The organism is Methyloferula stellata AR4 (genome assembly GCF_000385335.1).
GTDB classification, from domain to species: Bacteria; Pseudomonadota; Alphaproteobacteria; order Rhizobiales; family Beijerinckiaceae; genus Methyloferula; species Methyloferula stellata.
In genome coordinates this window covers 1,642,347-1,664,138 of record NZ_ARWA01000001.1, presented here as the reverse complement: position 1 = coordinate 1,664,138, position 21,792 = coordinate 1,642,347, and the positions used below count along the sequence as shown (strand labels likewise).

Here is a 21,792-nt window from a genome sequence, read left to right as displayed (position 1 = left end):
CTAGCCTCCGCTTCGCGGCGATACGGACGCCGTCGGCTGCTCAAGATCGGGGCCTGGCCCCGGCGGCAATGTCTGAGTCACGATCTCATGAAACAGATTGGGGTTCTCTAATCTGAACGTGAACGGCGTGACATGCATGGTCTGCTTCGACAGCTCTCCATAGCTCTGATCGTCGAGGGCGAGCATGCTGCCGGCGGCCTTTTGAGCCCAGACGGAAAACTCAGCCGCGCTCACGACGCGCGTGTCGAAGTGCATGTCCGAGAATCCGTCACCATTGTAATGCGCAGACAGGCCATGGAAGATGCCGATGCGATCGGCCTGCAGATTGAGCTGCGTCGTCATACCATTCATCGTGTAGATCATGCTGCCGAGCTGCGGGATGAAGAAGGCGCTCATCACGCTTGCGGACGTCAGGGAGAAATGAATGGGAGTGCCGACCGGCACGACGAGCTCGTTGACGCTCGCTATCTTCTGGTCCGGGTAGATAAAGAGCCATTTCCAATCGAGCGAGACGACCTGTATTTCGACAGGCTTCGTCGAGGAGGCGAGAGGTTTGGCAGGATCCAAATCATGCGATCCGATCCACGCCACGCCGCCGAGCAGCATGATGACAAGCAGAGGGATGCCCCAGACCACCATTTCGATGCGGCCGGAATATTCCCAATCCGGAAGGTAGCGGGCCCGCCCGTTGGAGGCACGATACCACCAGGCAAAAGCAATGATCGCAACAATCGTCGGCAGGACGATGGCCAGCATGATGCCGAGGGAGTCGATCAGGATCGATTTTTCAGCGGAACCAACGGGGCCGACCGGATCGAAAATGCCGGTGTTGCATCCCGAAAGGCCGATCGCACCGGCCGTGACGAAGGCGATGCGCCCGCACCGATTCCATATAATCCCAAAATGCGACCGAAGCGGATCTGGGGGAATGATTTTATAATTTCGCTCGCGCATTACGCCGGCCCGATGTTCCGTGACGATGTCCACAGATCATCTGAACTTTCAAAAGCTCAAATGTCAAAAGCTCTGCGATTGCGTAATTGGCACAATGCGGATTCCCACACAGTGAGGCAAACCGACGCGCGATAAATGCGCCTGGAGCATCTCGATGGCATGCCGCGCTCGAACGCGAATGCAAGCATCTGGTGAGAAATGGTTTGCCGGTCAGGAGAGATGCGGTCCGAAAGATCAACCGGCCTGAAGCGCGACGGATTGGCTCAAGTTCACAAAGACGTTTTAAAAAAATGTTTTCAAACGACGAACTGGACGGGCTCGACGCCCGTCCAGGCAAGAAGCCGCTACCAATAACCGCGGTAATAACCATAAGGATAGCGATAGCCGTAGGGATACGGGTATCCGTAGGGATAGCCATAGTAGTAGGGATAGGCCGGATAAGCGGCGCTGGCCGCTATGGCGCCGAGCGCGAGGCCGGCACCTAGTCCGCCCAAGCCCCAGCCCCAGCCGCCGCCCCAACCGCGGCCACCCCAACCACCGCCGTAAAAACCGCGGCCGTAAAAACCGCGGCCGCCCCAACCGCCACCCCAGCCGCCGCGGCCAAATGCATCGGCGGGAGTTGACATCGAGATCGTGCCTGCGGCGAGCATCAGCGCGGCAGCACTTACCAATCCGATTTTCTTCAGTGACGGTCTAATCATGCAACTCTCCTCTGATCAGTCCGATTTGCCAAACGATTCAAAACCGCGACAGTTCCCGATCGAGGATCCGCGTCGGCAGCATGAAAAAGCCCCGGTTAATTACACCAGGGCTTTTTAAATTATTTGCTGCACCGCAAGATTATGCACTTCTGTGCGTGAGCTGCATCAGCTCGACTTCTTAACCGCGTCGCGCGCAGCATCCTTCATGCCGCCGACAGCATTTTGCACCTTGCCAGCAGCCTTGTCGGCTTTGCCCTCGGCCTGAAGTTTGGCGTCGCCGGTCACCTTACCAGCGGCGTCCTTGACAGCGCCCTTGGTTTCCCGGGCCAAGCCTTCGATACGATCCTTGTCCATTGTGCGTTCCTTTTCAAAGTTGCGAATGCCAACGTCGCCGACGCGCGCTTGTTCCGCATTTAATCGAAGATCAAGCGCAGCGTTTAGGCATGCTGTCCGTGCAAGAACCACAGATAAATCACGCCCAAGGCGACGATGGCCAAGGACAGCGATATCCCGAGAACCCAACGCATATGGCCAGTGGTCTCGCCCTGTCTGGCTTCGACGAGATTTTTCGTTGGCTGCGGATGTGTTTCCGGCTGCGAATGTGTCTGCAAATGTGTCATGGCCTTCTCATCAGTTTGAGTTCCGCCGTGGGTGAACCGACGGGAGAACCGGACGCTTTGCTTGAAAGCGTCCGTCGCCATATCGGCGTCTTTATCGACGCCAATCGGATTCCCCCCGCACGGGTTCCCTGATTTGGGTGCGATGCTCTAGTGATGCAGAAATGCGAGAAGAATAATGATCGGAATCGGCACGCCAAGCAGCCAAAGCAAAATACCGCGACCCATGTTGACTCTCCTTCTTCGGTTAAAATGTAGGTCCATAACCTCGGCCATGACTCTAAGTTCCATTGAAACGAAGAATCGATTCTTCGCGTCTGCCAAACATCGTGAAACATGCGTAACACCTCGATTGCGCTGGAACTTCCGAAGACGGTCACGGTTGTGACGCGAGAACGTTCTCGCGTTCGAATCCGCGCGATGCGCAAACGGATTTGTTTATCCCACGACCTGAGGCAACAATGGCAGCACAAGCGAAAGACCTGAACGATCTTTTCCTCGAAACGCTCAAGGACATTTACTTCGCGGAGAAGCAGATTCTGAAAGCGCTTCCCAAAATGGCAAAGAAGGCACAGTCGGATGAATTGCGGCAGGCCTTCGAACTGCACCGCGAGCAGACCGAGGGTCAGATCGAGCGCCTCGACCAGGTGTTCGAACTGATCGGCAAGGCGCCACGCGGCAAGACCTGCGACGCCATCATGGGCATGCTCAATGAAGGCAAGGAAATCATGGAGGAGTTCGGCGGCACGGAGGCGCTCGATCCTGGCCTTATCGCCGCGGCTCAGGCCGTCGAGCATTACGAGATCAGCCGCTACGGCACGCTGAAGAAATGGGCGCAAGAGCTCGGGCACAGGGAGGCCGCACGGCTTCTCGATGCGACCCTGGCCGAAGAGAAGCAGACCGACACGCTGCTCTCCAAGCTTGCGAGCAACAAGATCAATCTGAAAGCCGCGTGAGCTAAGCGTCCAAATGTCGGGTGCGGTCGGTTCGAGAGCTGGCCGCACTCGCAACTATGGGAATAATGCGCAAGGAGCGGGATTAGCGCGGCGGATCTTCGTTGCGCCTAGCGGCTTATCGACCACGGTCTTTCATCGTTCCAAGGTCACTTCCATGCCCACGTCATTGCCGACGCAAGCAGCGCACAGGCAAGCCGCCGGATTGCCTCTCTACGAAATCGGTCAGCGCCTCGAGGCCCTTGGTCCCGCTTTCATTTCGACGGCTTTGGTCTTGCTTCCGCCGGCCTTCGCTCTTCTTTTCATGGCCGCCTTTTCCGGACATGGACATATTTCATTCGAGTCCATCGTTTCCGTCTTGAAGGCCGCCAGGGAGGCGGATTTTATATAGCTGAACCTGCCAGATCGGCGCTTGCTCGCCGCTTCGTCGAGACTCCTGAAATCTGATGGGCCGTGCCGCGAGAGCTCGATTTAAGCTCTCGCGGATCGTGGTCTCTTATGGGGTTGCGCTTCGATCTCAACCAAAGTTGGCGGAGGTGAAGGCGCCGACCTGTGTTGGCGTCAAGGCAGCGACCTGCGATGACGTCAATGCGCCGACCTGCGCGGATGTCAGGCTGGCGATCTGCGCGGTCGTCAGGCTGCGCACTTCGCTTGTCGTCAGAGCCTGGATATCCGTCGTCGTCAGACTTTGCACGGCACCGGTCGAGAGCACTGCGACCTGTGCCGTCGTCAGGATTTGGAGCTGGGCTGTCGACAAGGCCCCGACCTGAGTCGAAGTCAGGTTGTGGACCGCGGCGGTCGAGAGCGCGGCGAGGTCCGCCGTCGTCAGATTGGCGAGCTGTGCCGTCGTCAGGGCCGCGCCTTGTGTGCTCGTCAGGCTGTGCAGAGCCGCGGTGGAGAGAGCGTTCAGTTCCGTTGTCGTCAGGGCCTGGACCTGCGTCGTCGTCAGGGCGGCGACTTGCGTGCCCGTCAGATCCGCGAGCTGAGACGTCGTGAAGGTGCCGACCTGCGCCGTCGTCAGATTTTGCACGACGCCTGTGGAGAGCGCCGCGACCTGCGCCGAGCTCAAGAGCTGCACCTCGGTTGTCGTCAAGCCGCCGAACTGGGCAGAGGACAGGGCATGAACATCGGCGGTCGAAAGCGCCGCGAGACCGGCCGTCGTCAGATTGGCGAGCTGGGCTGTCGCCAAGGCCGCGGCCTGTGCCGTCGTCAGACTATGGAGAGCCGCTGTGGAGAGCCCATTCAGTTCCGCCGTCGTCAGACCTTGGACCTGCGTCGCCGTCAGGGCGCTGACCTGCGCCGTCGTCAGAGCCGCGAGCTGAGATGTCGACAGAGCACCGATTTGCGCCGTGGTCAGGGCCTGGACAGCCGCCGAGGAAAGCGCCACGAGACCCGCCGTCGTCAGATTTTGAATCTGCGCCGTCGTCAGGGCCGCTGCCTGTCCCGTCGTCCCGCCCGTCAGACTATGCAGAGCCGCCGCGGAAAGCGCGTTCAGTTCCGTCGTCGTCAGAGCTTGGACCTGCGCCGTCGTCAAGGCATTGATTTGCGTCGACGTCAGATCAGCAAGCTGAGACGTCGTGAAGGTGCCGACTTGAGCCGACGTCAGATTTTGCACGACTCCGGTCGAGAGCGCCGCGACCTGTGCCGCGCTCAAGAGCTGCACTTCGGTTGTCGTCAAGCCGCCGAACTGGGCCACGGACAGGGCATGGACATCGGCGGTCGAGAGCGCCGCGAGACCCGCCGTCGTGAGATTGGCAAGCTGCGCCGTCGACAAGGCCGCCGCCTGCGCCGTCGTCAGGTTGTGCAGCGCCGCTGTTGAGAGCGTATTCAGTTCCGCCGTCGTCAAGGCTTGGACCTGCGTCGTCGTCAGGGCACTGACCTGCGCCGTCGTCAGATCGGCGAGCTGAGATGACGTGAAGGTGCCGACCTGCGCCGTCGTCAGATTTTGCACGACGCTCGTCGAGAGAGCTGCGACCTGCGCCGAGCTCAAGAGCTGGACGCTGGCGGAGGTCAGGGCTCCGAACTGGGTCGAGGAGAGGGCATGGATATCAGCGGTTGCAAGCGCCACGAGACCAGCCGTTGCCAGATTGGCGAGCTGGGCTGTCGCCAAGGCCGCGGCCTGTGCCGTCGTCAGACTATGGAGAGCCGCTGTGGAGAGACCATTCAGTTCCGCCGTCGTCAGACCTTGGACCTGCGTCGCCGTCAGAGCGCTGACCTGCGCCGTCGTCAGAGCTGCCAGCTGGGATGTAGACAGAGCACCGATTTGCGCGGTGGTCAGGGCTTGGACAGCCGCTGAAGAGAGGGCCACGAGACCCGCCGTCGTCAGATTTTGAATCTGCGCCGTCGTCAGGGCTGATGCCTGTCCCGTCGTTCCGCCCGTTAGACTATGCAGAGCCGCCGTGGAAAGCGCGTTCAGTTCCGTCGTCGTTAGGGCATTGACCTGCGCTGTCGTCAGGGCACCGATTTGTGTCGACGTCAGATCAGCAAGCTGAGACGTCGTGAAGGTGCCAACCTGCGCCGTCGTCAGACTTTGCACGACGCCGGTCGAGAGCGCTGCGACCTGCGCCGAGCTCAGGAGCTGAACGTCGGCTGTGGTCAAAGCGCCGAACTGGGTCGAAGACAGGGCGTGGACATCGGCAGTCGAAAGTGCCGCGAGACCGGCTGTCGTCAGATTGGCGATCTGCGCCGTCGTAAGGGCAGCCGCCTCAGCCGTCGTCAGGCTGTGCAAAGCCGCCGTGGAGAGAGCGTTCAGTTCCGCCGTCGTCAAGGCTTGGACCTGCGTCGTCGTCAGGGCGCTGACCTGCGCCGTCGTCAGAGCCGCGAACTGCGATGTCGACAAAGCACCGATTTGCGCCGTCGTCAGGGCCTGGACGGCCCCCGAGGAGAGCGCTGCGACGCCCGCCGTCGTCAGATTTTGAATCTGCGCCGTCGTCAGGGCTGCTGCCTGTCCCGTCGCCCCGCCCGTCAGGTTGTGCAGGGCCGCCGTCGAGAGCGCGTTCAGTTCCGTCGTCGTCAGGGCTTGGACCTGCGCCGTCGTCAGGGCATTGACCTGCGCAGTGGTCAGATTAGCGAGCTGAGATGTCGTAAAGGTGCCGACCTGCGCCGACGTCAGATTTTGCACGACGCCGGTCGAGAGCGCCGCGATCTGTGTCGAGGATAGCAGCTGGACTTCGGCCGTCGTCAATCCGCCGAATTGAGCCGAGGACAGGGCGTGGACATCGGCGGTTGAAAGCGCCGCGAGACCCGCCGTCGTGAGATTGGCAAGCTGCGCCGTCGACAAGGCCGCCGCCTGTGCCGTCGTCAGGCTGTGCAGCGCCGCCGTGGAGAGAGAGTTCAGTTCAGCCGTCGTCAGCGTGGTGATTGGCAGGGCGCCGATCTGCGGCGACGTCAGAGCCGCAAGCTGAGAGGTTGTGAAGGTGCCGACCTGCGCCGACGTCAGATTTTGCAACACACTGGTCGAGAGCGCCGCGATCTGCGTTGAGGTCAAGAGCTGGACGCTGGCCGACGTTAAGGCTCCGAATTGAGTCGAAGACAAAGCATGGATGTCGACGGTCGAGAGCGCCCCGAGAGCTGTCGGCGTCAGATTGGCGAGCTGTGCCGTCGACAAGGCCCCGGTCTGTGCCGTCGTCAAACTATGCAGGGCGAACGTGGAGAGGCTGTTCAGTTCCGTCGTCGTCAGAGCTTGGATCTGCGCCGTCGTCAGGGCGCTGACTTGCGCCGTCGTCAGGAGCGGGAGCTGGCTCGAGGTCAAGGCGCCGATCTGGTCCGAAGACAGGTTCTTGACCGCGGCGGTCGAGAGCGCCACTAGGCCTGCCGTCGTCAGATTGGCAAGCTGCTGCGTGGACAAAGCCCCGCCCTGCGTGCTCGTCAGGCTATGCAGGGCCGCCGTCGAAAGCGCGTTCAATTCCGTTGTTGTCAGGGCTTGGACTTGCGTCGTTGACAGGGCATTCACCTGCGCCGTCGTCAGAGCGGCGAGCTGAGATGTCGTGAAGACGCCGACCTGTGTCGGGCCCAGATTCTGGATGACGCTCGTCGAGAGCGCCGCGACCTGGGCCGAGCTCAGGAGCTGTACGTCGGCTGTCGTCAAGGAGCCCAATTGGGTCCAAGACAGAGCGTGGACAGCGGCGGTCGAGAGCGCTGCGAGGCCGGCCGTCGTCAGATTGTTGAGCTGAGACGTCGTCAAGGCAGCCGCCTCTGCCGTCGTCAGGCTGTGCAGAGCCGCCGTGGAGAGCGCGTTGAATTCCGCTGTCGTCAGACCTTGGAGCTGCGTCGTCGTCAGGGCATCAACTTGCTTGGTCGTCAAAGCCGCGAGCTGAGATGTCGTCAAGGCCGCGAATTGAGCCGTCGTCAGGCTTTGAGCAGCGGTGGTCGAAAGGGCTGCGACTACACCGGTCGAAAGGCTCTGGAGCTGCGCCGTCGACAGGTTGGACACGACAAGCCCGAGAAGCGCCGTGACGGAAAGCGAATTCAGTTGCGTCGAGCCCAGTCCGTTGAGCTGCGCCGTCGAAAGGCCGCCGACTTGCGTCGAGGTCAGCTTGGAAACTTCCGCCGTCGTTAGATTGTCAACGTTTGTCGAGAGCGCGACGATCTGGCCGAGAGAAAGGCTGCTGATGACGTTCGGCGAAAAAGCCGCGACTTGGCTCGATGACAGGGCCGCCACATTCGCCGTGGAGAGGGCCTTGATCTCGTTGGATGTTAAGGCCGATGCCTGCGATGTGCTGATGGCGGCGATATCGGCTGTGGTGAGTCCCGCGATCACGTTCGTGGAGAGAGCTGCGATCTGAGTATTCGACAACGACGAAATAATGGAGGTCACAGTTTAACTCCTCACCAGGGGCATGTGGCGGACGATAACGTCATGGACGGTGTGGTTGCGTTTATGGACGTTGAAGCTGGTCCGGGACCGGCTTCAAAAGGCCATACACGCGTTGCTAATGCGTGCCGGACACCGTCGCGCCATACATGGCCGCTGGAGAGATCGTGTGATCTTCCAAGGTCATCGGCAGTAGATCATCTACCCCGATCTGTCGCGAATGCTCGATCGAACTAAGAGTCGACCTCACGTGACCTAGTCTCGCTCCATCTCTTTAACAAAACGTAAACTATCGGTCTTTTCGGGGGGATACCCTGCGGCGCCCCAGCTTCGGACCAGCTCCGTTTGAAAAATTCCGCTTGAGCCGAGTCGGACAGACTCCGGGGCAAGCTTCGTCGCGCCCAAAAGCTGGCGAAAGAGCGGATTGGTATGGCCAGATCTCAAGCAACGGCGCACCCGCGAAAGATCGCGCCGGCCGACAAGCTTTTCACCAAGGCGATCGATCATCATCGGGCCGGGCGCCTACGAGACGCCGAGAAGCTCTATCGACAGATCTGCGAGCTGCAACCATCCCATGCCGAGAGCTGGTCCAACCTCGGACTGGCGCTGCTCGCGCGCGGCGTTCCGGCCGAGGCCGCCTTCGCCTGCCGCCGCGCCATTTCGATTAACCCTCTCTACACCGACGCCCATCTCAATCTTGCGGCGGCCCTGCAAATGTCGCAGGCATTCGACGAAGCGGCGGACGTCTATCGTCAAGTCATCCCCTTGCTGCCCGCTCGCGCCGATCTGTGGAACAATTTCGGCCTGATCCTCACGACACAGGGGCGGCTGGCGCAATCCATCCTCGCATTTCGGGAAGCGCTCGTCCTCAAACCCGATTTCGCCGAAGCCTATTTCAACATGGCGCGCGCGCTCGCCACTTTGGGATGGACCGAGGAAGCCATCAGAAATTACCGGCATGCGGTCGCGTTGGACCAAAATCATGCCGCGGCTTTTTCCAATCTGGGGACTCTGCTCGCCGCCGCCGGACATTTCGCCGAAGCCGCCACGATGAGCCTGCGCGCCGCCGCTCTGGCGCCCGACAATGCGGAGATTCTTTGCAATCTCGGTGTCGTGCTGCAAAGGCAGGGCAAGGTCAACGAGGCCGTCGCCGCCTATGAGAAGGCGCTCGCGATCAAGCCCGACTATGCGGCGGCCCTGGGCAATCTCGCAGCCGGGCTGCAGGAGCAATTCAAGTTCGACGAAGCCGCCGCCGCCTTGAAACAGGCGATCGCGATCAAGCCCGATTTCGACAACGCCATCGTCGAACTCGTCAAGATAAGGCGGCATATCTGTGATTGGAGCGAGTATGACGCGGATCATCACAAGCTGATCGATTTCATCGCGCAGAAGAAAGAGGCAATCTTCATGCTGCTGTTGATGAGCTTTCCGTCGACACCGGCGCAGCAGCTCGATTGCGCAAAACTGGCGATGAAGCGTCTCAACGAGAGCAGCGGGCGAATCGGCACCGAGATCGAAGCCACGCCTGACGCCAAACCCTCGGGCAAGATCAGGGTCGGTTATCTCTCCACGGATTTTCGCGATCATCCCGTCGGCCGCCTCCTGCCGGAGCTCTTCGCCCGGCATGACCGCGCGAAGATCGAAGTCATCGGCTATGCGCTTGGCGTCGAGGATGCGGGCCTATTGCGCGGACGAATCCGGCAGGCTTGTGATTCCTTTGTCGACCTGCACCACATGCCGGACGCCGAGGCGGCGCGCCGCATCCAAGCGGACAGAATCGACATCCTGGTCGATCTGACCGGCCCGACGATCGGTTCGCGGCAAGAGATCCTGACACTCCGTCCGGCTCCCGTGCAGGTGAGTTTCCTCGGCTGGCCGGGAAGCATGGGCGCCGACTTCATCGATTACGTGATCGCCGATCCCTTCATCGTGCCGCGCGAGCAGCACATGTTCTACTCGGAGAAGGTCGTGCATCTGCCCGACTGCTACCAGCCGAGCGATCCGCAACGGCCGGTGCCCAGCGCCATACCGACGCGGGCCGAATGCGGCCTTCCGGAAGAGGCCTTCGTCTTCTGCAGTTTCAACAATCCGAACAAGATCACGCCGGAGATCTTCGATCTCTGGATGCGCCTGCTGCGTCGTGTCGAAAACAGCGTGCTCTGGCTCTACTGCAAATCGCAGCAGACGATCGCAAATCTCAACCTTCGGGCAAAAGCCCACGGCGTTGCGGCGGATCGGATTATTTTCGCTCCCGTTGCGCAATATGACGCCTATCTCGGCCGTCTGCGCCAGGCGGATCTGTTTCTGGACAGCCATCCCTATAATGCGGGTGCGACCTGCAACGATGCGCTCTGGGTCGGTCTGCCCGTCCTCACTTGCGCGGGCGAAACCTATGTGAGCCGCATGGCCGGCAGTCTGCTCCGAGCTGCGGGTCTGCCAGAATTGGTCACGCATTCGCTCGCGGACTATGAAGCGCTCGCCGTTCGTCTCGCGTCCGAACCGGACCTGCTTGCCGATTTGCAGCATCGGCTCATCAGAGGACGCGGCACCGCGCCTTTGTTCGACATGAGCCGGTTCGCGGCCAACCTCGAACGGGCCTATCGCGAGATTCAGGATATCCGGCTTGCCGGCGAGCCGCCACGATTCATCGCCGTCGAACCGCATGATCCGAACGCCAAACGAAACCGGAAAAACCGGCCCCCACGATCGATGAAGCAGCGAGCCACAGCCTGATGCCGATTTCAATCCAAGACGTCTACGACTCTTTTATCGGCTCGTTCAGGCTCGAGGTGAAGCTCCTCAAAGAATTCTGCAATGTCAGGAATGTGGAATTCCAGCCGAAGGAAGGAACCGGCTTGTTTATCCCGCCGCGCGTCGGCGAAGGGCTTTCAAATGAGGCGCGCGCTTGCGTCGTCCCGCTCGATTATGCGATCGCGCCTTCCGCGATCGCCACGCATAGCTGGGACTATTTCGAAATCGAATTTGCGCGGCGCGTCATCCCGCCTTCGCTCTCGGGCTTTACGCTCATCGATATAGGGGCGAACGTCGGCCTCTTCAGCCGTCAAATGCTTGCGGCTTTCGAACAGATACAAGATGTCTTTCTATACGAGCCGGATCCCGAGAATTTTGCCTATCTGACGCGCAACCTTCAAGCCTTTCCAAATCTGAAAAAGAACAATTATGGCTTGGGCTTGCGCGACGAAAAGCTCGAGTTCTATCGCGACCGGACGAACTCCGGAAATTATTCGCTAAACAAGTCGGCGATGCCGCAGGACGATAGCTTCGACAAAACGACGATCGAAGTCAAAGGGGCCAAGGCCGCGTGTAAAAAATGGGCGGCCTCCGGCCTGCCGATTTTTTACAAGTCGGATACGCAAGGGCACGATGAAGCCATCGCGACATCGACGGACCCAAAAATCTGGAAATCCGTCTTCGCTGGAATCTTCGAACTCTGGCGGATCGAAAAGCCAGAATTTTCTCTGGAGACGTTCCGCGCGATTCTAGATCAGTTTCCGAACAAGGTGTTTCTGCAGGAACCGGCCAGGATGCTGACCACGGACGAGGTGATCGTCTATATTCAAGGCCGCGATGGCCATTACCGGGATCTTGGCTTCTGGAAGTAGCGAAGCCTAGCGCTCTTTGAGCGTCAGATGAACCAGGCGTAGGACTGACGGCGCTCCTGCGGGATGCAGAGAACCAATTCCGGCGAGAGCGGAAACAGCGGCTCGAACGTATAGTTCATCTCGTCCATGACCTGTTTCACATTCTGACGCCGCGCATCATCCGTCCAAACCTCGATCAGAATCACCGGCCGGCTGGCATCGATGGTTTTCCGCGCGCCGCGCAGAACCGGGATTTCGAAGCCCTCGACATCGATCTTGAGCAGATCGACATCGCTCATGCCGCGATCATCCAGCACTTCGACCGGAACCGTATAGCGATCGATGATCGTATGCGCGGCGGCGACTTCGGGCGAAAGCGAGTTCAGCCCGCCTTCGTAACTCAATACGTTCAGCGTGGCTTCGCCGCGGGTGTCGCCCAGCGCGACATGCTCGCAGGCGACATGCGCGTAATCGTTCAAGGCGCGGTTGCGCGTGAGCCAGCCATATTGAAACTTCGACGGCTCGAAAGCGACGACTTTGTCGAAGCCCGGCGCGAGACCCATCGTGTAGAAGCCAATATGCGAGCCGACATCGACGAAGGTGCGGCCACGGCCTGCGAGCGTCCGGAGGAAATTGATCATCGGAAGCTCGGGGATTCCCGGAATGGGGTCCGGCACGTAAAGCAGGTGTTTGAGCGGGATCCGCGCACCCTGGCTGCCGCGATAATCATGGACAGCGCCCAGGATCTCCTGGCGCGGTGCCTGCAAACGCGCTTTGAGATCCGCCGTGGAGATGAAAAATGTGCCGATCTCGCCGTCATCGATGCCGCAAAGCAGATGATAGCCGTCGCGTGACGGCTCCGCGCCCATCGGAAAGATGACGCTGCCGGCAAAATGCCAGCCGAAGCGATGCGCTCCGTTTTTGTAAGGCGCCATCAAAAGCGGATCGAGCGTCATCGACACCGGCGCATAGGGCGGCTTGGCCGTAAACACGCATGCGCCGACGCTATAAAGACGCCGGCTGCCGATGACCTGAGCCGCATGAAAAAACGTAATCAGATGATCGCTATCGTAGGGCACAGGCGAGGTCCCGCCCCGGATCGTTCCGTCTTCCCAGGTGAGACCGGGACTGCGATGGACATTCTGCAGTTGCGGCATTTGCCCCGGTTCGGCGCCGAGCGTGATGACGTCCCAAGGGTCGTGCGAATAGATCAACCCCACATGCGTGTCGTCGATCGCAAAGGGAATCCAGTTCTTCTCCCAGTTCTCGTCCGAGTCCGCGGACTGGACGCCCTGAATGGGACGCTTTGGGAGGCTGAACATGTTTTTGCATGTCCACTGGTCGCGATCGACCGCATATTCCGCCATGGCAACTGAAGAACCAATTGGCTGGCCGGCGGAATCGCGCTCGATCATCGCGAAGAAGATCAAGAGCCGTTCGCCGAGCCTGATGATCCTGGGATCTATGCCTTGGGCGAGAAGAAGAACCGGCGTCCCCGATGGCTGCAGATCAGTGCCGACACGAACGGCCCAGATCGATCCCTGTCCCGGCTGCGGCGGAGTCGCGTAGCGGCAAAAGACGACCCAGGCTTCTTTTGGCCCTAGGCGGACCAGGCTCGGATTCATGTCGAGAAACCGGCCCGGATCGAAGGGCGGCCAAAGCTTGAAGGAGGCGTCGCGGTTCAGCGGCCTCAGCCAGCCGGGGACCAGCTCCACGACCGGAAGCTTCTTGCTTGAAGCGGGAGTCCGGCTCAGCCGGGCAGTAGACGAACGGGCCATCGATGATCCAGCCGAATCACTTTAGGCTACGCTACGATGGAGGCGGTTTGGTTTCCAGCCGTCTCAGCCGCGAAAGCACAATTTTGCTTTCGATGAGATTCGAATTCCACCAAGAGATGGAGCGATTTTGAATCAGTTCGTTTGTGTTGAAGACGGGAACGGGCGTCCGATCTCGTTTTGCAGCATTCCTGCCCCGCGCGCCTTGCTGGCAGCGTGCATCTCGCGGAACACGACGAGCCGGCGGTCTCTCTCATCCCAGAGAACCATGCGGACGGATTTGACGCTCTGCCACAAAGTCAGGCGTCCGATGGCCGCGAGCTGAGGATGATCGCGCAGCACTTGCTGCAAGCGGTAATAGGGAATCCGGCTGCAAAGGTGATGCACATGATGCACGCCTATATTGGCCGTGAACCAGCGCAGGACTGGGGGCAAGGCATAATGCGAGCTGCCGTAAAGCGCCGCCTCATGGAAAGTCCAAGAGCCCTCGCGCGCCCAAAACGTATCCTCGAACTGGTGCTGAACATAGAACAGCCAGACGCCAATCAAACCCGCGAGTAGCGTGATCGGCATCTGCACGAGCAGAAAGGGACCGACCCCGACGAGCCACATCATGATGGCAATCAGAGCGGCGATCGCCGCGTTCGTCCCCATCGTGCTCAGCCAGACAGGCCAGCCTCCGGGTCCGCTGAGCGGAAGGCGATGCCGCAAGACGAACAAATAGATGGGACCAATGCCAAACATCACAACCGGATGCCGGTAGAGGCGATAGAGAAGCCGGCGCCAGCGCGGAAGCGATTGAAACTCACGCACCGTCAGCGTGTCGACATCGCCGGTGCCGCGCTGATCGAGATTGCCGGAGGTCGCATGGTGACCGGCATGGCTGCGCGCCCAACCATCGTAGGGCGTCAGCGTCAGCACGCCGATGAAGCGCCCGACCCAATCATTCGCGAGGCGATGGCGGAAAAATGAGGTGTGGCCGCAATCGTGCTGGATCATGAAGAGGCGCACGAGGAAACCCGCAGCCGGTATGGCGAGCAGAAGACACAGCCAATAATGGCCGGTTTGGAGCGTCGCCCACATCAAAATCCAAATGAAAACGAGCGGCAGCGCGGTGATCGCGAGTTCGAAAATGCCCCGCGCGTAATTCGGCTCGCGGTAGCGGGCGACTATGCCCGCCCATCTGCGCGCATCCAGCGCGCGCTCACTGGGCTTTGCCTCTATAATAGGTTCGCTTTTCTGCATCGAAGACACCTAGACAAACCGCTGGAGCTGTCAATCCTGCGCGCTGTGGTACATGGCTTTATCCAGCCAATAGGACAATAAGTAATACGATTTATGTGGAGTAACGGCACCGAGGCCTAAGCCTTTTGGCAAATGCCAGCAGCTTTGACTCGTCGCAAAGCCTGCGCGCTATCACGTGCAACAATAAAGCCCCGCGACCTTGTTCAGGTGCAGGGCTCATTTTGAGATGTGCAGCCATGGCGCCGGAAGGCGCTCTGATATGCTGCCAACATCGCCACGATCTCTCTGCCGCCAGTTCATCCGTGGTCGACATTATTTGAGAACGAGACGATGCGGCGTGGCGGCGGTCTGCGAGAACGCTAAACCACCGTCAATTCGTCAGGCCAGGACCTTGAGATTGTCGGCCGTCATCTTGCCGCTTTTGCGGTCGGAGACGAGCTCGAAGTCAACCTTCTGACCTTCATGCAGATTGTTGAGGCCCGAGCGCTCCACGGCGCTGATATGAACGAAGGCATCCTTGCCGCCGTCATCCGGCTCGATGAAGCCGAAACCTTTTTCTGCGTTAAACCATTTCACAGTTCCCGTAGACAATGGGAAACCCTTTCACGAACGTAGTCTTGCTCGCCCACGAAGCCGCAGACGGTCGAAATCGCATTTTCAGGCAGGGGAATTCTTGGCAAACCGCGCGACCATGTCAGCGCAAAGCCAAATCATCTAACCGTCTATCGACATCTCTTATATGGCGCATCGCGACCATATTGCAAGCAGGGCAGTGATGAATTCATAGGCGCCTTGCCCTGCCCGGCGTTCGCGGATAGGTTTTTTAACCATGCACGAGATGTGAAGACGTTGTTCCAAAATGGATGAACGATATTTCCAGCCGGTTCTTTTACAGAACGAGGTCAGTGACTTAACCATCTTGCGTCAAGGCACGGATATAAGGACCATCACTCTGGTCAAAGCCGATCACATCGGCGATTTTTTTCTGGCCTATGATGCCTTCACAAGCATCCGCAATGCCTATCCTTCCGCCCATATCACGCTCATATGCGGCCCCTGGAACGAGGCTTTGGCGCGAGAGAGCCATCTCTTCGACGACATCGTCACCGTCAATTTCTTCCAGCAGCAATCGCAACCGGCGGCCAATGGTCTTTCCGGCACCGATGCAAGCAAAGTCGGAAAGCTCACATCGGATGTCGCCATAGATCTGCGCGTCGATCCCGATACGCGAGTGATCCTCGACCTTATTCAGACCGATATCAGGATCGGATATGAGAGCGATCGGAACCGGCTTCCGCTCACCATCTCGCTCACGCGTCCCAATCTCGGCGCCGCGGGCAATATTGCAGTCCACCAAAGCCTGATGATCCTGCAGCTCGCAACGGCTTTCATCGAACTCTGCAAGGCGGGCAAAGCCGAGCTGCCATTCAAGGCGCCTGCCGCCGGTATCGATTTGTCTTTCGCGCAATCGAAAATTCTAGTCGTCATGAACACATCGTCCGGCCGCGACATTAAAAACTGGCCGCTGGAGCGCTTTTGCGAGCTCGCGCGCTGGCTGGTGAAAGAGATGGATTGCTGCGTCGTCCTCGTCGGCGGAAAGGATCAGAGCGGCGATGCCGAGGCCGTCATGGCCGCCTGCGGCGAAGACAGCCGCATCCGCTCTTTTGTCGGAACCATATCGCTTCTTCAAAGTCTCACGGTCTTGGAAGCCGCCGATATTTTTATCGGCAACGATACCGGCCTCACGCATTACGCGGCGCAGAAACACATCAAGACGGTGGCAATTTTTTCAGGCATCGACCCGATCGAAGTCTGGATGCCGCGCGGCCCTGCGACCTCGATCATAAAAGTGCCTGTGCCATGTTCGCCATGCCGCATCGGCGCCCTGTCGCAATGCCCCAACGATCACGCCTGCATTCGTCTCATCACGTATAGCTTTGTGAGGCATGTGGTGCGCGACGCTCTGCTCGGCTGCATTCCGAAGGCGAGACCGGCGATCCAATAATCACGCCTGAGCTTTGGCCTTGTGCGTTCTATATTCGTCGCCAGCCATGATCTCATCGATGATCTCTTGCAGCGGACGTCCTTCAGCGAGTTGCGATCCGAACGATTTGCGCGCCGCATCATCGCAATCGCGGTCAAGCAATCCGCGATAGATCGTATCGAGATAGATTTTTATCTTTTCGCCATCCATCGGAACATGCGGCCGGCTTTCGATCGCAGAAACGCGGCTGGTAAGATCGCGCAACGCGTCTTCCGTCTTGATGCTCTGCTGCCGCCATTCGTTGACGAGCTTCACCGTCTTATCGATGAAAGACTCGCAACCTTCGACCTGCGCCTTTATGGCTTGCAAAGAGTCTTCTGCCGTCCCTATCGCGGGAGCAGCGAAGCGGTCAAAAAATTTTCCCAAAAATGTCTTTGAATTTGCCATTTTGCCGTCCGCGACAACCACGGTCATTTGACCGGCCTCATGCGCGGCTGTCAATCAAACCGCAGACGCCAATTCAATCATTCGTGCCGTAAAAGGCCTCGCCAGTTTCAAGCTTGCCCATGGCGCCCTTGAGAAACTCGAAACGGTTCGAAATCTCGGGCGGCTGCCCCGCCTTCGCCTCGCGCCGGCGCATCGCGATGATCGTGTCGATATCGCTTTCAGCCGCACCACGTTGGATGAACATCAATTCGGCCGCGGCATTGAAGGCGGACCCGTCGAACGCGGGCGCCATTGGCCTATAGCCGGGGCCGGCCTTGTTTTGCTCGTCCACCCGCTCCGCCATGCGCCGCAAGGCATCGATCACCTGCTCGCGCGTCACGACGCCGTGCTTCAGCCAATTGGCGACGCAAAGGCTCGAAAAGCGGACGGCGGAGCGATCCTCCATGCGAATGACACCCTGCGCGTCCGGCACGCGTGAACAGCCGACACCGCGATCGATGCACTGCACGAGATAGGCAAGAGTCCTATGGCAATGCGCCTCAAGCTCGCGCGTGATCTCCTCAGTGGATAGAGTCATTTTGTTTGCCGGCGCACCGAGCTGTTCCATGAAATGGGCACGCATCGCGTCGGCGGTGAGCGCAGCCGCCACATCCTTTTGCCGCTGCAAGACATCGATCTGATGATAGGCCATCGCATAGAGGCTCGCCGCGCGCGGTGACGGCATCGAGACCGTACTGGCGCCTTGGCGGAGATCGTCGGTTTTTTCGGACAACAGCCTTGCCAGATGTTCGGCTTCGGTCCAGCGGCCTTTGGCGATCTGCGCCATACCGCCGAGCCCGCAGACGAGCGCCGTCTCGACATTACCGGCCTCATAGGCTTTTACCCATGGAGCCGTGAGAAGCGCCGCAGCGCCGCCAATGGGGCCTGCTTCCAGCGCCGTGTCGATCTCGTCTCGCGCCCGCTCGAAGGGCGACGTGCCGAGCCAGGCAATACGATCGGCCACAGGATGAATGGATGCCGCGAGATTGAGACTCGTGCGGCGCTCTTCGTCGGTGAGGCCGAGCTTCACCGTGTTCTTCGGAAGATCGAGCATATCTTCGACGAGCGTGAAAATCTCATCGACAAGCGCCGCTTCGGCTGGCCCGTGCAATTTCGGCACGACGATATAGATCGACCCGGCCTCGCTGTTGCGCGGCGGCTTGCTTCGGCGCGTGTCATGCAAACCGGCCAGCGCTGCGACGGCGATGTCGAGAAGCATTTCCGGGATGGGCTCGCCCTCTGCATCGCGGATGATATCGGTCAGCCGCTGCGGTCCCGTCACGCGCACCATCGCAAGGCTGCGCCCGGCAAACAGCAGCGACGGCCCGCCATTCGGCGCCTGATAGCGGTAATCGGCCGAAAACAGCCGGTCGGTGATGCGGCCGTTCTTCTTGAATTGGACGCGCAGACTGCCTTTGACGGTGCCAAGCCAATTTCGATAGAGATTGATCTTGTCCGGCACATCGACGGCAACCACCGTATCTTCGAAATCGCAAATCGTGGTGACGGCCGATTCCAGGATAATATCGGCGAGACCGGCGCGATCCTCACGCCCGACCGGGCTTTTGCGATCGATCTTGAGCTCGATATGGAGGCCTTTGTCGCGCAGCAAAATCGACGACAGTCCCTCGCCTCTGCCCTGATAGGCGGCAAATTGCGAAGGGTCTTTCAAACCTATTCGCTCGCCTCCATCGATAGCCGCCATAAGGGCGCCATTCGCGACGACATAGGCCGTCACCGCGTGGTGGCTGCCGCTGGCGAGCGGCACGACTTCATCCAAAAAGGCGCGGCCGCGTTCGATCACAAGCGCGCCGCGGACCTTATTATAGCTTTGCCCGCGTTCGGCACCGCCCTCCTCGGGGATGACATCGGACGCATAAAGCGCATCGTAAAGGCTCGACCAGCGCGCGCTTATGGCCCGCGTCAGATAGCGCGGATTGGAGCATGGCACGGTGAATTGCGGCGCGGCTATGCGCGCAACGGCCTCATCCACATTCGCGGTCCGGATGGAAAAGGGCGCCGGCGCTTCGACGAGATAGCCGATCGCACGCAAATGCGCTTCATAGGCGGCGGCATCGAAGGGCGCCCCCGCATGGGCGCGATGATAGGCGTCGATCTCCGCCTGCAAGCGGGCACGTTCCTGTAGCAGCGCGCGCAGGCGCGGTGCATATTCCGCGACGATCCGCGCCAAACCCGTCCAGAATTGATGTGCGCCGACGCCAGTTCCGGCCAGAACCTCGAAGCTCATGAAGTCGTAGAGGTCGCCCGCGATGTTCAGTCCATCGATTTCTTTGTTCGGCATGATCTTGTCCTATTGCCACGGGCCCGTCCGACCCGAGGCAAAGAGCGCGAGCAAGATCGCTTAACAGGAAACCGGAACGGCGGGATGTTGGCTTTCGAGACATGATCTAACAGCGCCGGCGCGCAGCCGCAAGCACTGTGAAATGCCGTAGCGAATCATCGGTTTAGCCATACATGAGCTTGTCCGAAAACCGGCCTGACTTTTCGGGATCGTGCGCTTTTCATTCGACGCGTGATCTTGTCCGAAAAGTCTGCAGCTTTTCGGGGTCATCGGCCTTTTCGTTCGACGCATGATCTTATCCGAAAAGTCTGCAACTTTTCGGGATCATCGGCCTTTTCATTCGACGCATGACCTTATCCGAAAAGTCTGCAACTTTTCGGGATCATGCGTTACTCCGCCGCCTGCTTGACCGGCTTGACGCCGCCCTCGGTCTTGGCTTCGACCAGCCGCAAGTGATCGGCGACCGTGCGATCCGCATAAGCCATGGCGAAAGACGCTATTGCCTCGTCGAGCGCTTCGCTCTTGCCTGCATAACCGGCGATCATCGCCGCATCGCCGGTGCGCGCATGCGCGCGCGCCAAAGTGCGGCCGCAGATCCGCACATAATCGTCGAGCGCATCGCCTTCGACAAGCTCGCTGACGGAACCCAGGCGGCGGTTTTTGAGCTGGCGAATATAGAATTGCCGATGGGTTTTCGGGTCTTCCGTCCAGCCGAGGAACAGATCGGCCGCCGCCTGCATCATTCTTTGGCCTTCGACGACGCGCTCACCCTGATGACCAGGCCAGACGAGGTCCGGGCTCAGACGTTCGAGAGCGGAATGTAGCGCTTCCTTGATCTGCAAGAACAGGTGCTCGCCGTCGCCGCTCATGAAAAGACCGATGGCGCAAAAGGTCCCGACACTACCGACGCCGACCACTTTGAAGGCGAGATCCTTTAACTCGTAACGATCATAAAGCACGGCACGTTCGGGCGCGAGCCTCTGCCGATAGGCGTCGAAGACGGTTTTGGTATCCAATTCGTCTTGCGCATCGGCTTCCGGATCGAGATGATAGATCAGCGGCGGCTTGTCCTTGATTTTCGCATCCTTGCTATTGGCGAGATGCGGAAAATTATCGTCCTCTTCCTGCGTCCCGCGCACCTTGGCAACAATGTTCGACAAGTGCTTACGCAAGACGCGGTCCTTGATATGTTCGATCTCGTCTTCGAGCAAAATCTGGCTATGCCAGATTTCAAGCGGTGACAGAGCCGCGAGCTTGATCATATGCCGCCGGTAGGATTCGACCGCCGCGGCCGCGAGCGCATGCGCGGTTTTCTTCGAGGCACGCGACGCGAGCGCAGCGACGGCGGCGCTGGCTGCCAGCCGCTTCAGATCGACAGTGAAATCGACGCCCGGCAAGGTCTCGTCAAAATCGTTGATGTCGAAGAGGATGTTTTCTTCTGGCGTGACGAAGGCGCCGAAATTCATGACATGGCAATCGCCGCATGCCTGGACGGGAATGCCGACCTTCGGCTCCTGTGCGAGATCGACGGCCATGACCGCCGCCGCGCCGCGCAGAAAGGCGAAAGGGTTTTCCATCATCCGGGCATAGCGGACGGGCAAAAGTTTAGCGACGCGGAAAGGATCGCTTTCGGCAAGGATCGCAACCGGATCGCGTTCGGCATTGCTCTGAAGGTCGGCGAGCGATTCGCGCGGCGTTTCATGGCGCAGCGTCTTGCCCTTCTTGAAGCGTTCAGCGCGCGACAGCAATTCCTCGGTCATGAACACCTCCTGTACATTAGCTGCACACCGGAAAATCAAAGCATAACATCAAACTCAAAAATTCCGGCGGCGGAAAGGCACAAGCAGACGGCATCGGCCTCGCCAGCTGGAGCACCGCTTTGGTCTTAAAGCATCCGAACGGCACAATTTTTATAGATTTCATCTATGTCTCGATCCCCGGATGCATCGCATGGAATTATTCCAGAAAGCGCAGAGTTCTTTTTCGCGATCGGCGTCTTCGGCAGCGATGAAATAACCGTGCAAGCAAATGGAACGAGAACTTGGTTTCGGCGCCGGTCACGCTATATTTGAAGCGACATAGCTTTTAACTGTGTCGGCCATTTAGAAATCAGGAGAAAAACGTGAAAATTTCGGGACGAAATTTTATTGCTGGCAAAATCGTCGACGTTCACAAAGGCGCCACAACCGCGCATGTGTCGATCGAAGTCGCACCGGGCATCACCATCCTGGCTTCCATCACCAACGAGTCAGTCGACGAGCTCAAGCTCGAAAAAGGCAAGCCCGCGCACGCACTGATCAAATCCTCCGACGTCATGATCGCCATCGACTAGAGCATGATCCCAAAAAGTTGGAGACTTT

Annotated in this window: 17 protein-coding genes; 5 read left to right on the top strand and 12 right to left on the bottom strand. The window is 59.4% G+C overall.

The window, feature by feature from the left end; all coding sequences use genetic code 11:
• The 4 genes from cyoA to A3OQ_RS24825 form a co-directional block, all read right to left on the bottom strand.
• The gene (cyoA, locus tag A3OQ_RS0108160; protein WP_083931665.1) at nt 1–954 is read right to left on the bottom strand and encodes a ubiquinol oxidase subunit II; all 954 of its coding nucleotides are present in this window, start codon (nt 952–954) and stop codon (nt 1–3) included.
• Between the two features lie 344 nt (nt 955–1,298).
• The gene (locus A3OQ_RS21735; protein ID WP_200859994.1) at nt 1,299–1,655 is read right to left on the bottom strand and encodes a hypothetical protein; all 357 of its coding nucleotides are present in this window, start codon (nt 1,653–1,655) and stop codon (nt 1,299–1,301) included.
• A gap of 165 nt (nt 1,656–1,820) precedes the next feature.
• A complete protein-coding gene (locus A3OQ_RS0108150) occupies nt 1,821–2,009 on the bottom strand; it encodes a CsbD family protein (RefSeq protein ID WP_020174887.1) in 189 nt (62 codons plus the stop codon).
• An 83-nt stretch (nt 2,010–2,092) separates the two neighbouring features.
• On the bottom strand, nt 2,093–2,275 hold the full coding sequence (locus tag A3OQ_RS24825) for a hypothetical protein (RefSeq protein ID WP_152428360.1): 183 nt from the start codon (nt 2,273–2,275) through the stop codon (nt 2,093–2,095).
• Between the two features lie 458 nt (nt 2,276–2,733).
• Between A3OQ_RS24825 and A3OQ_RS0108140 the strand changes: the two genes are divergently transcribed.
• Nucleotides 2,734–3,228 (top strand): YciE/YciF ferroxidase family protein, encoded by a 495-nt coding sequence (locus A3OQ_RS0108140; RefSeq protein ID WP_020174884.1) that lies wholly within the window; start codon nt 2,734–2,736, stop codon nt 3,226–3,228.
• A gap of 514 nt (nt 3,229–3,742) precedes the next feature.
• On the opposite strand, the gene A3OQ_RS21720 is transcribed toward A3OQ_RS0108140, so the two are convergent.
• Nucleotides 3,743–8,041: a beta strand repeat-containing protein gene (locus A3OQ_RS21720; RefSeq protein ID WP_152428359.1), complete on the bottom strand. Its 4,299-nt coding sequence runs from the start codon at nt 8,039–8,041 to the stop codon at nt 3,743–3,745.
• Between the two features lie 115 nt (nt 8,042–8,156).
• The gene (locus A3OQ_RS25190; RefSeq protein ID WP_280109791.1) at nt 8,157–8,288 is read right to left on the bottom strand and encodes a hypothetical protein; all 132 of its coding nucleotides are present in this window, start codon (nt 8,286–8,288) and stop codon (nt 8,157–8,159) included.
• Between the two features lie 179 nt (nt 8,289–8,467).
• Here A3OQ_RS25190 and A3OQ_RS21715 point away from each other — a divergent pair, with 179 nt between their 5' ends.
• Nucleotides 8,468–10,771: an O-linked N-acetylglucosamine transferase, SPINDLY family protein gene (locus A3OQ_RS21715; protein WP_020174881.1), complete on the top strand. Its 2,304-nt coding sequence runs from the start codon at nt 8,468–8,470 to the stop codon at nt 10,769–10,771.
• Nucleotides 10,771–11,661, top strand: coding sequence for an FkbM family methyltransferase (locus A3OQ_RS0108120; RefSeq protein WP_020174880.1), 891 nt, complete (start codon nt 10,771–10,773; stop codon nt 11,659–11,661). Before A3OQ_RS21715 ends, A3OQ_RS0108120 begins: the two co-directional genes overlap by 1 nt.
• A 23-nt stretch (nt 11,662–11,684) precedes the next feature.
• Here A3OQ_RS0108120 and A3OQ_RS21710 read toward each other — a convergent pair whose 3' ends face one another.
• The 3 genes from A3OQ_RS21710 to A3OQ_RS0108105 all read right to left on the bottom strand — a co-directional run bounded on the left by A3OQ_RS21710 (nt 11,685) and on the right by A3OQ_RS0108105 (nt 15,251).
• Entirely contained in the window at nt 11,685–13,418 is a 1,734-nt protein-coding gene (locus A3OQ_RS21710) for an FkbM family methyltransferase (RefSeq protein ID WP_083931544.1), read from the bottom strand.
• A 132-nt stretch (nt 13,419–13,550) separates the two neighbouring features.
• The gene (locus A3OQ_RS0108110) at nt 13,551–14,660 is read right to left on the bottom strand and encodes a fatty acid desaturase (protein WP_020174879.1); all 1,110 of its coding nucleotides are present in this window, start codon (nt 14,658–14,660) and stop codon (nt 13,551–13,553) included.
• Nucleotides 14,661–15,038: 378 nt separating this feature from the next.
• Nucleotides 15,039–15,251, bottom strand: coding sequence for a cold-shock protein (locus tag A3OQ_RS0108105; protein WP_020174878.1), 213 nt, complete (start codon nt 15,249–15,251; stop codon nt 15,039–15,041).
• A gap of 268 nt (nt 15,252–15,519) precedes the next feature.
• Between A3OQ_RS0108105 and A3OQ_RS0108100 the strand changes: the two genes are divergently transcribed.
• Nucleotides 15,520–16,665, top strand: coding sequence for a glycosyltransferase family 9 protein (locus A3OQ_RS0108100; RefSeq protein WP_020174877.1), 1,146 nt, complete (start codon nt 15,520–15,522; stop codon nt 16,663–16,665).
• Here the strand turns inward: A3OQ_RS0108100 and A3OQ_RS0108095 are convergent, their stop codons facing one another.
• The 3 genes from A3OQ_RS0108095 to A3OQ_RS0108085 form a co-directional block, all read right to left on the bottom strand.
• The gene (locus A3OQ_RS0108095) at nt 16,666–17,013 is read right to left on the bottom strand and encodes a hypothetical protein (protein ID WP_152428358.1); all 348 of its coding nucleotides are present in this window, start codon (nt 17,011–17,013) and stop codon (nt 16,666–16,668) included.
• A 151-nt stretch (nt 17,014–17,164) separates the two neighbouring features.
• On the bottom strand, nt 17,165–19,432 hold the full coding sequence (locus A3OQ_RS21705) for a malate synthase G (protein ID WP_020174875.1): 2,268 nt from the start codon (nt 19,430–19,432) through the stop codon (nt 17,165–17,167).
• Between the two features lie 389 nt (nt 19,433–19,821).
• On the bottom strand, nt 19,822–21,192 hold the full coding sequence (locus tag A3OQ_RS0108085; RefSeq protein WP_020174874.1) for a DUF2252 domain-containing protein: 1,371 nt from the start codon (nt 21,190–21,192) through the stop codon (nt 19,822–19,824).
• Nucleotides 21,193–21,554: 362 nt separating this feature from the next.
• Here A3OQ_RS0108085 and A3OQ_RS0108080 point away from each other — a divergent pair, with 362 nt between their 5' ends.
• The gene (locus tag A3OQ_RS0108080; protein WP_020174873.1) at nt 21,555–21,764 is read left to right on the top strand and encodes a TOBE domain-containing protein; all 210 of its coding nucleotides are present in this window, start codon (nt 21,555–21,557) and stop codon (nt 21,762–21,764) included.
• Nucleotides 21,765–21,792 lie beyond the last annotated feature (28 nt).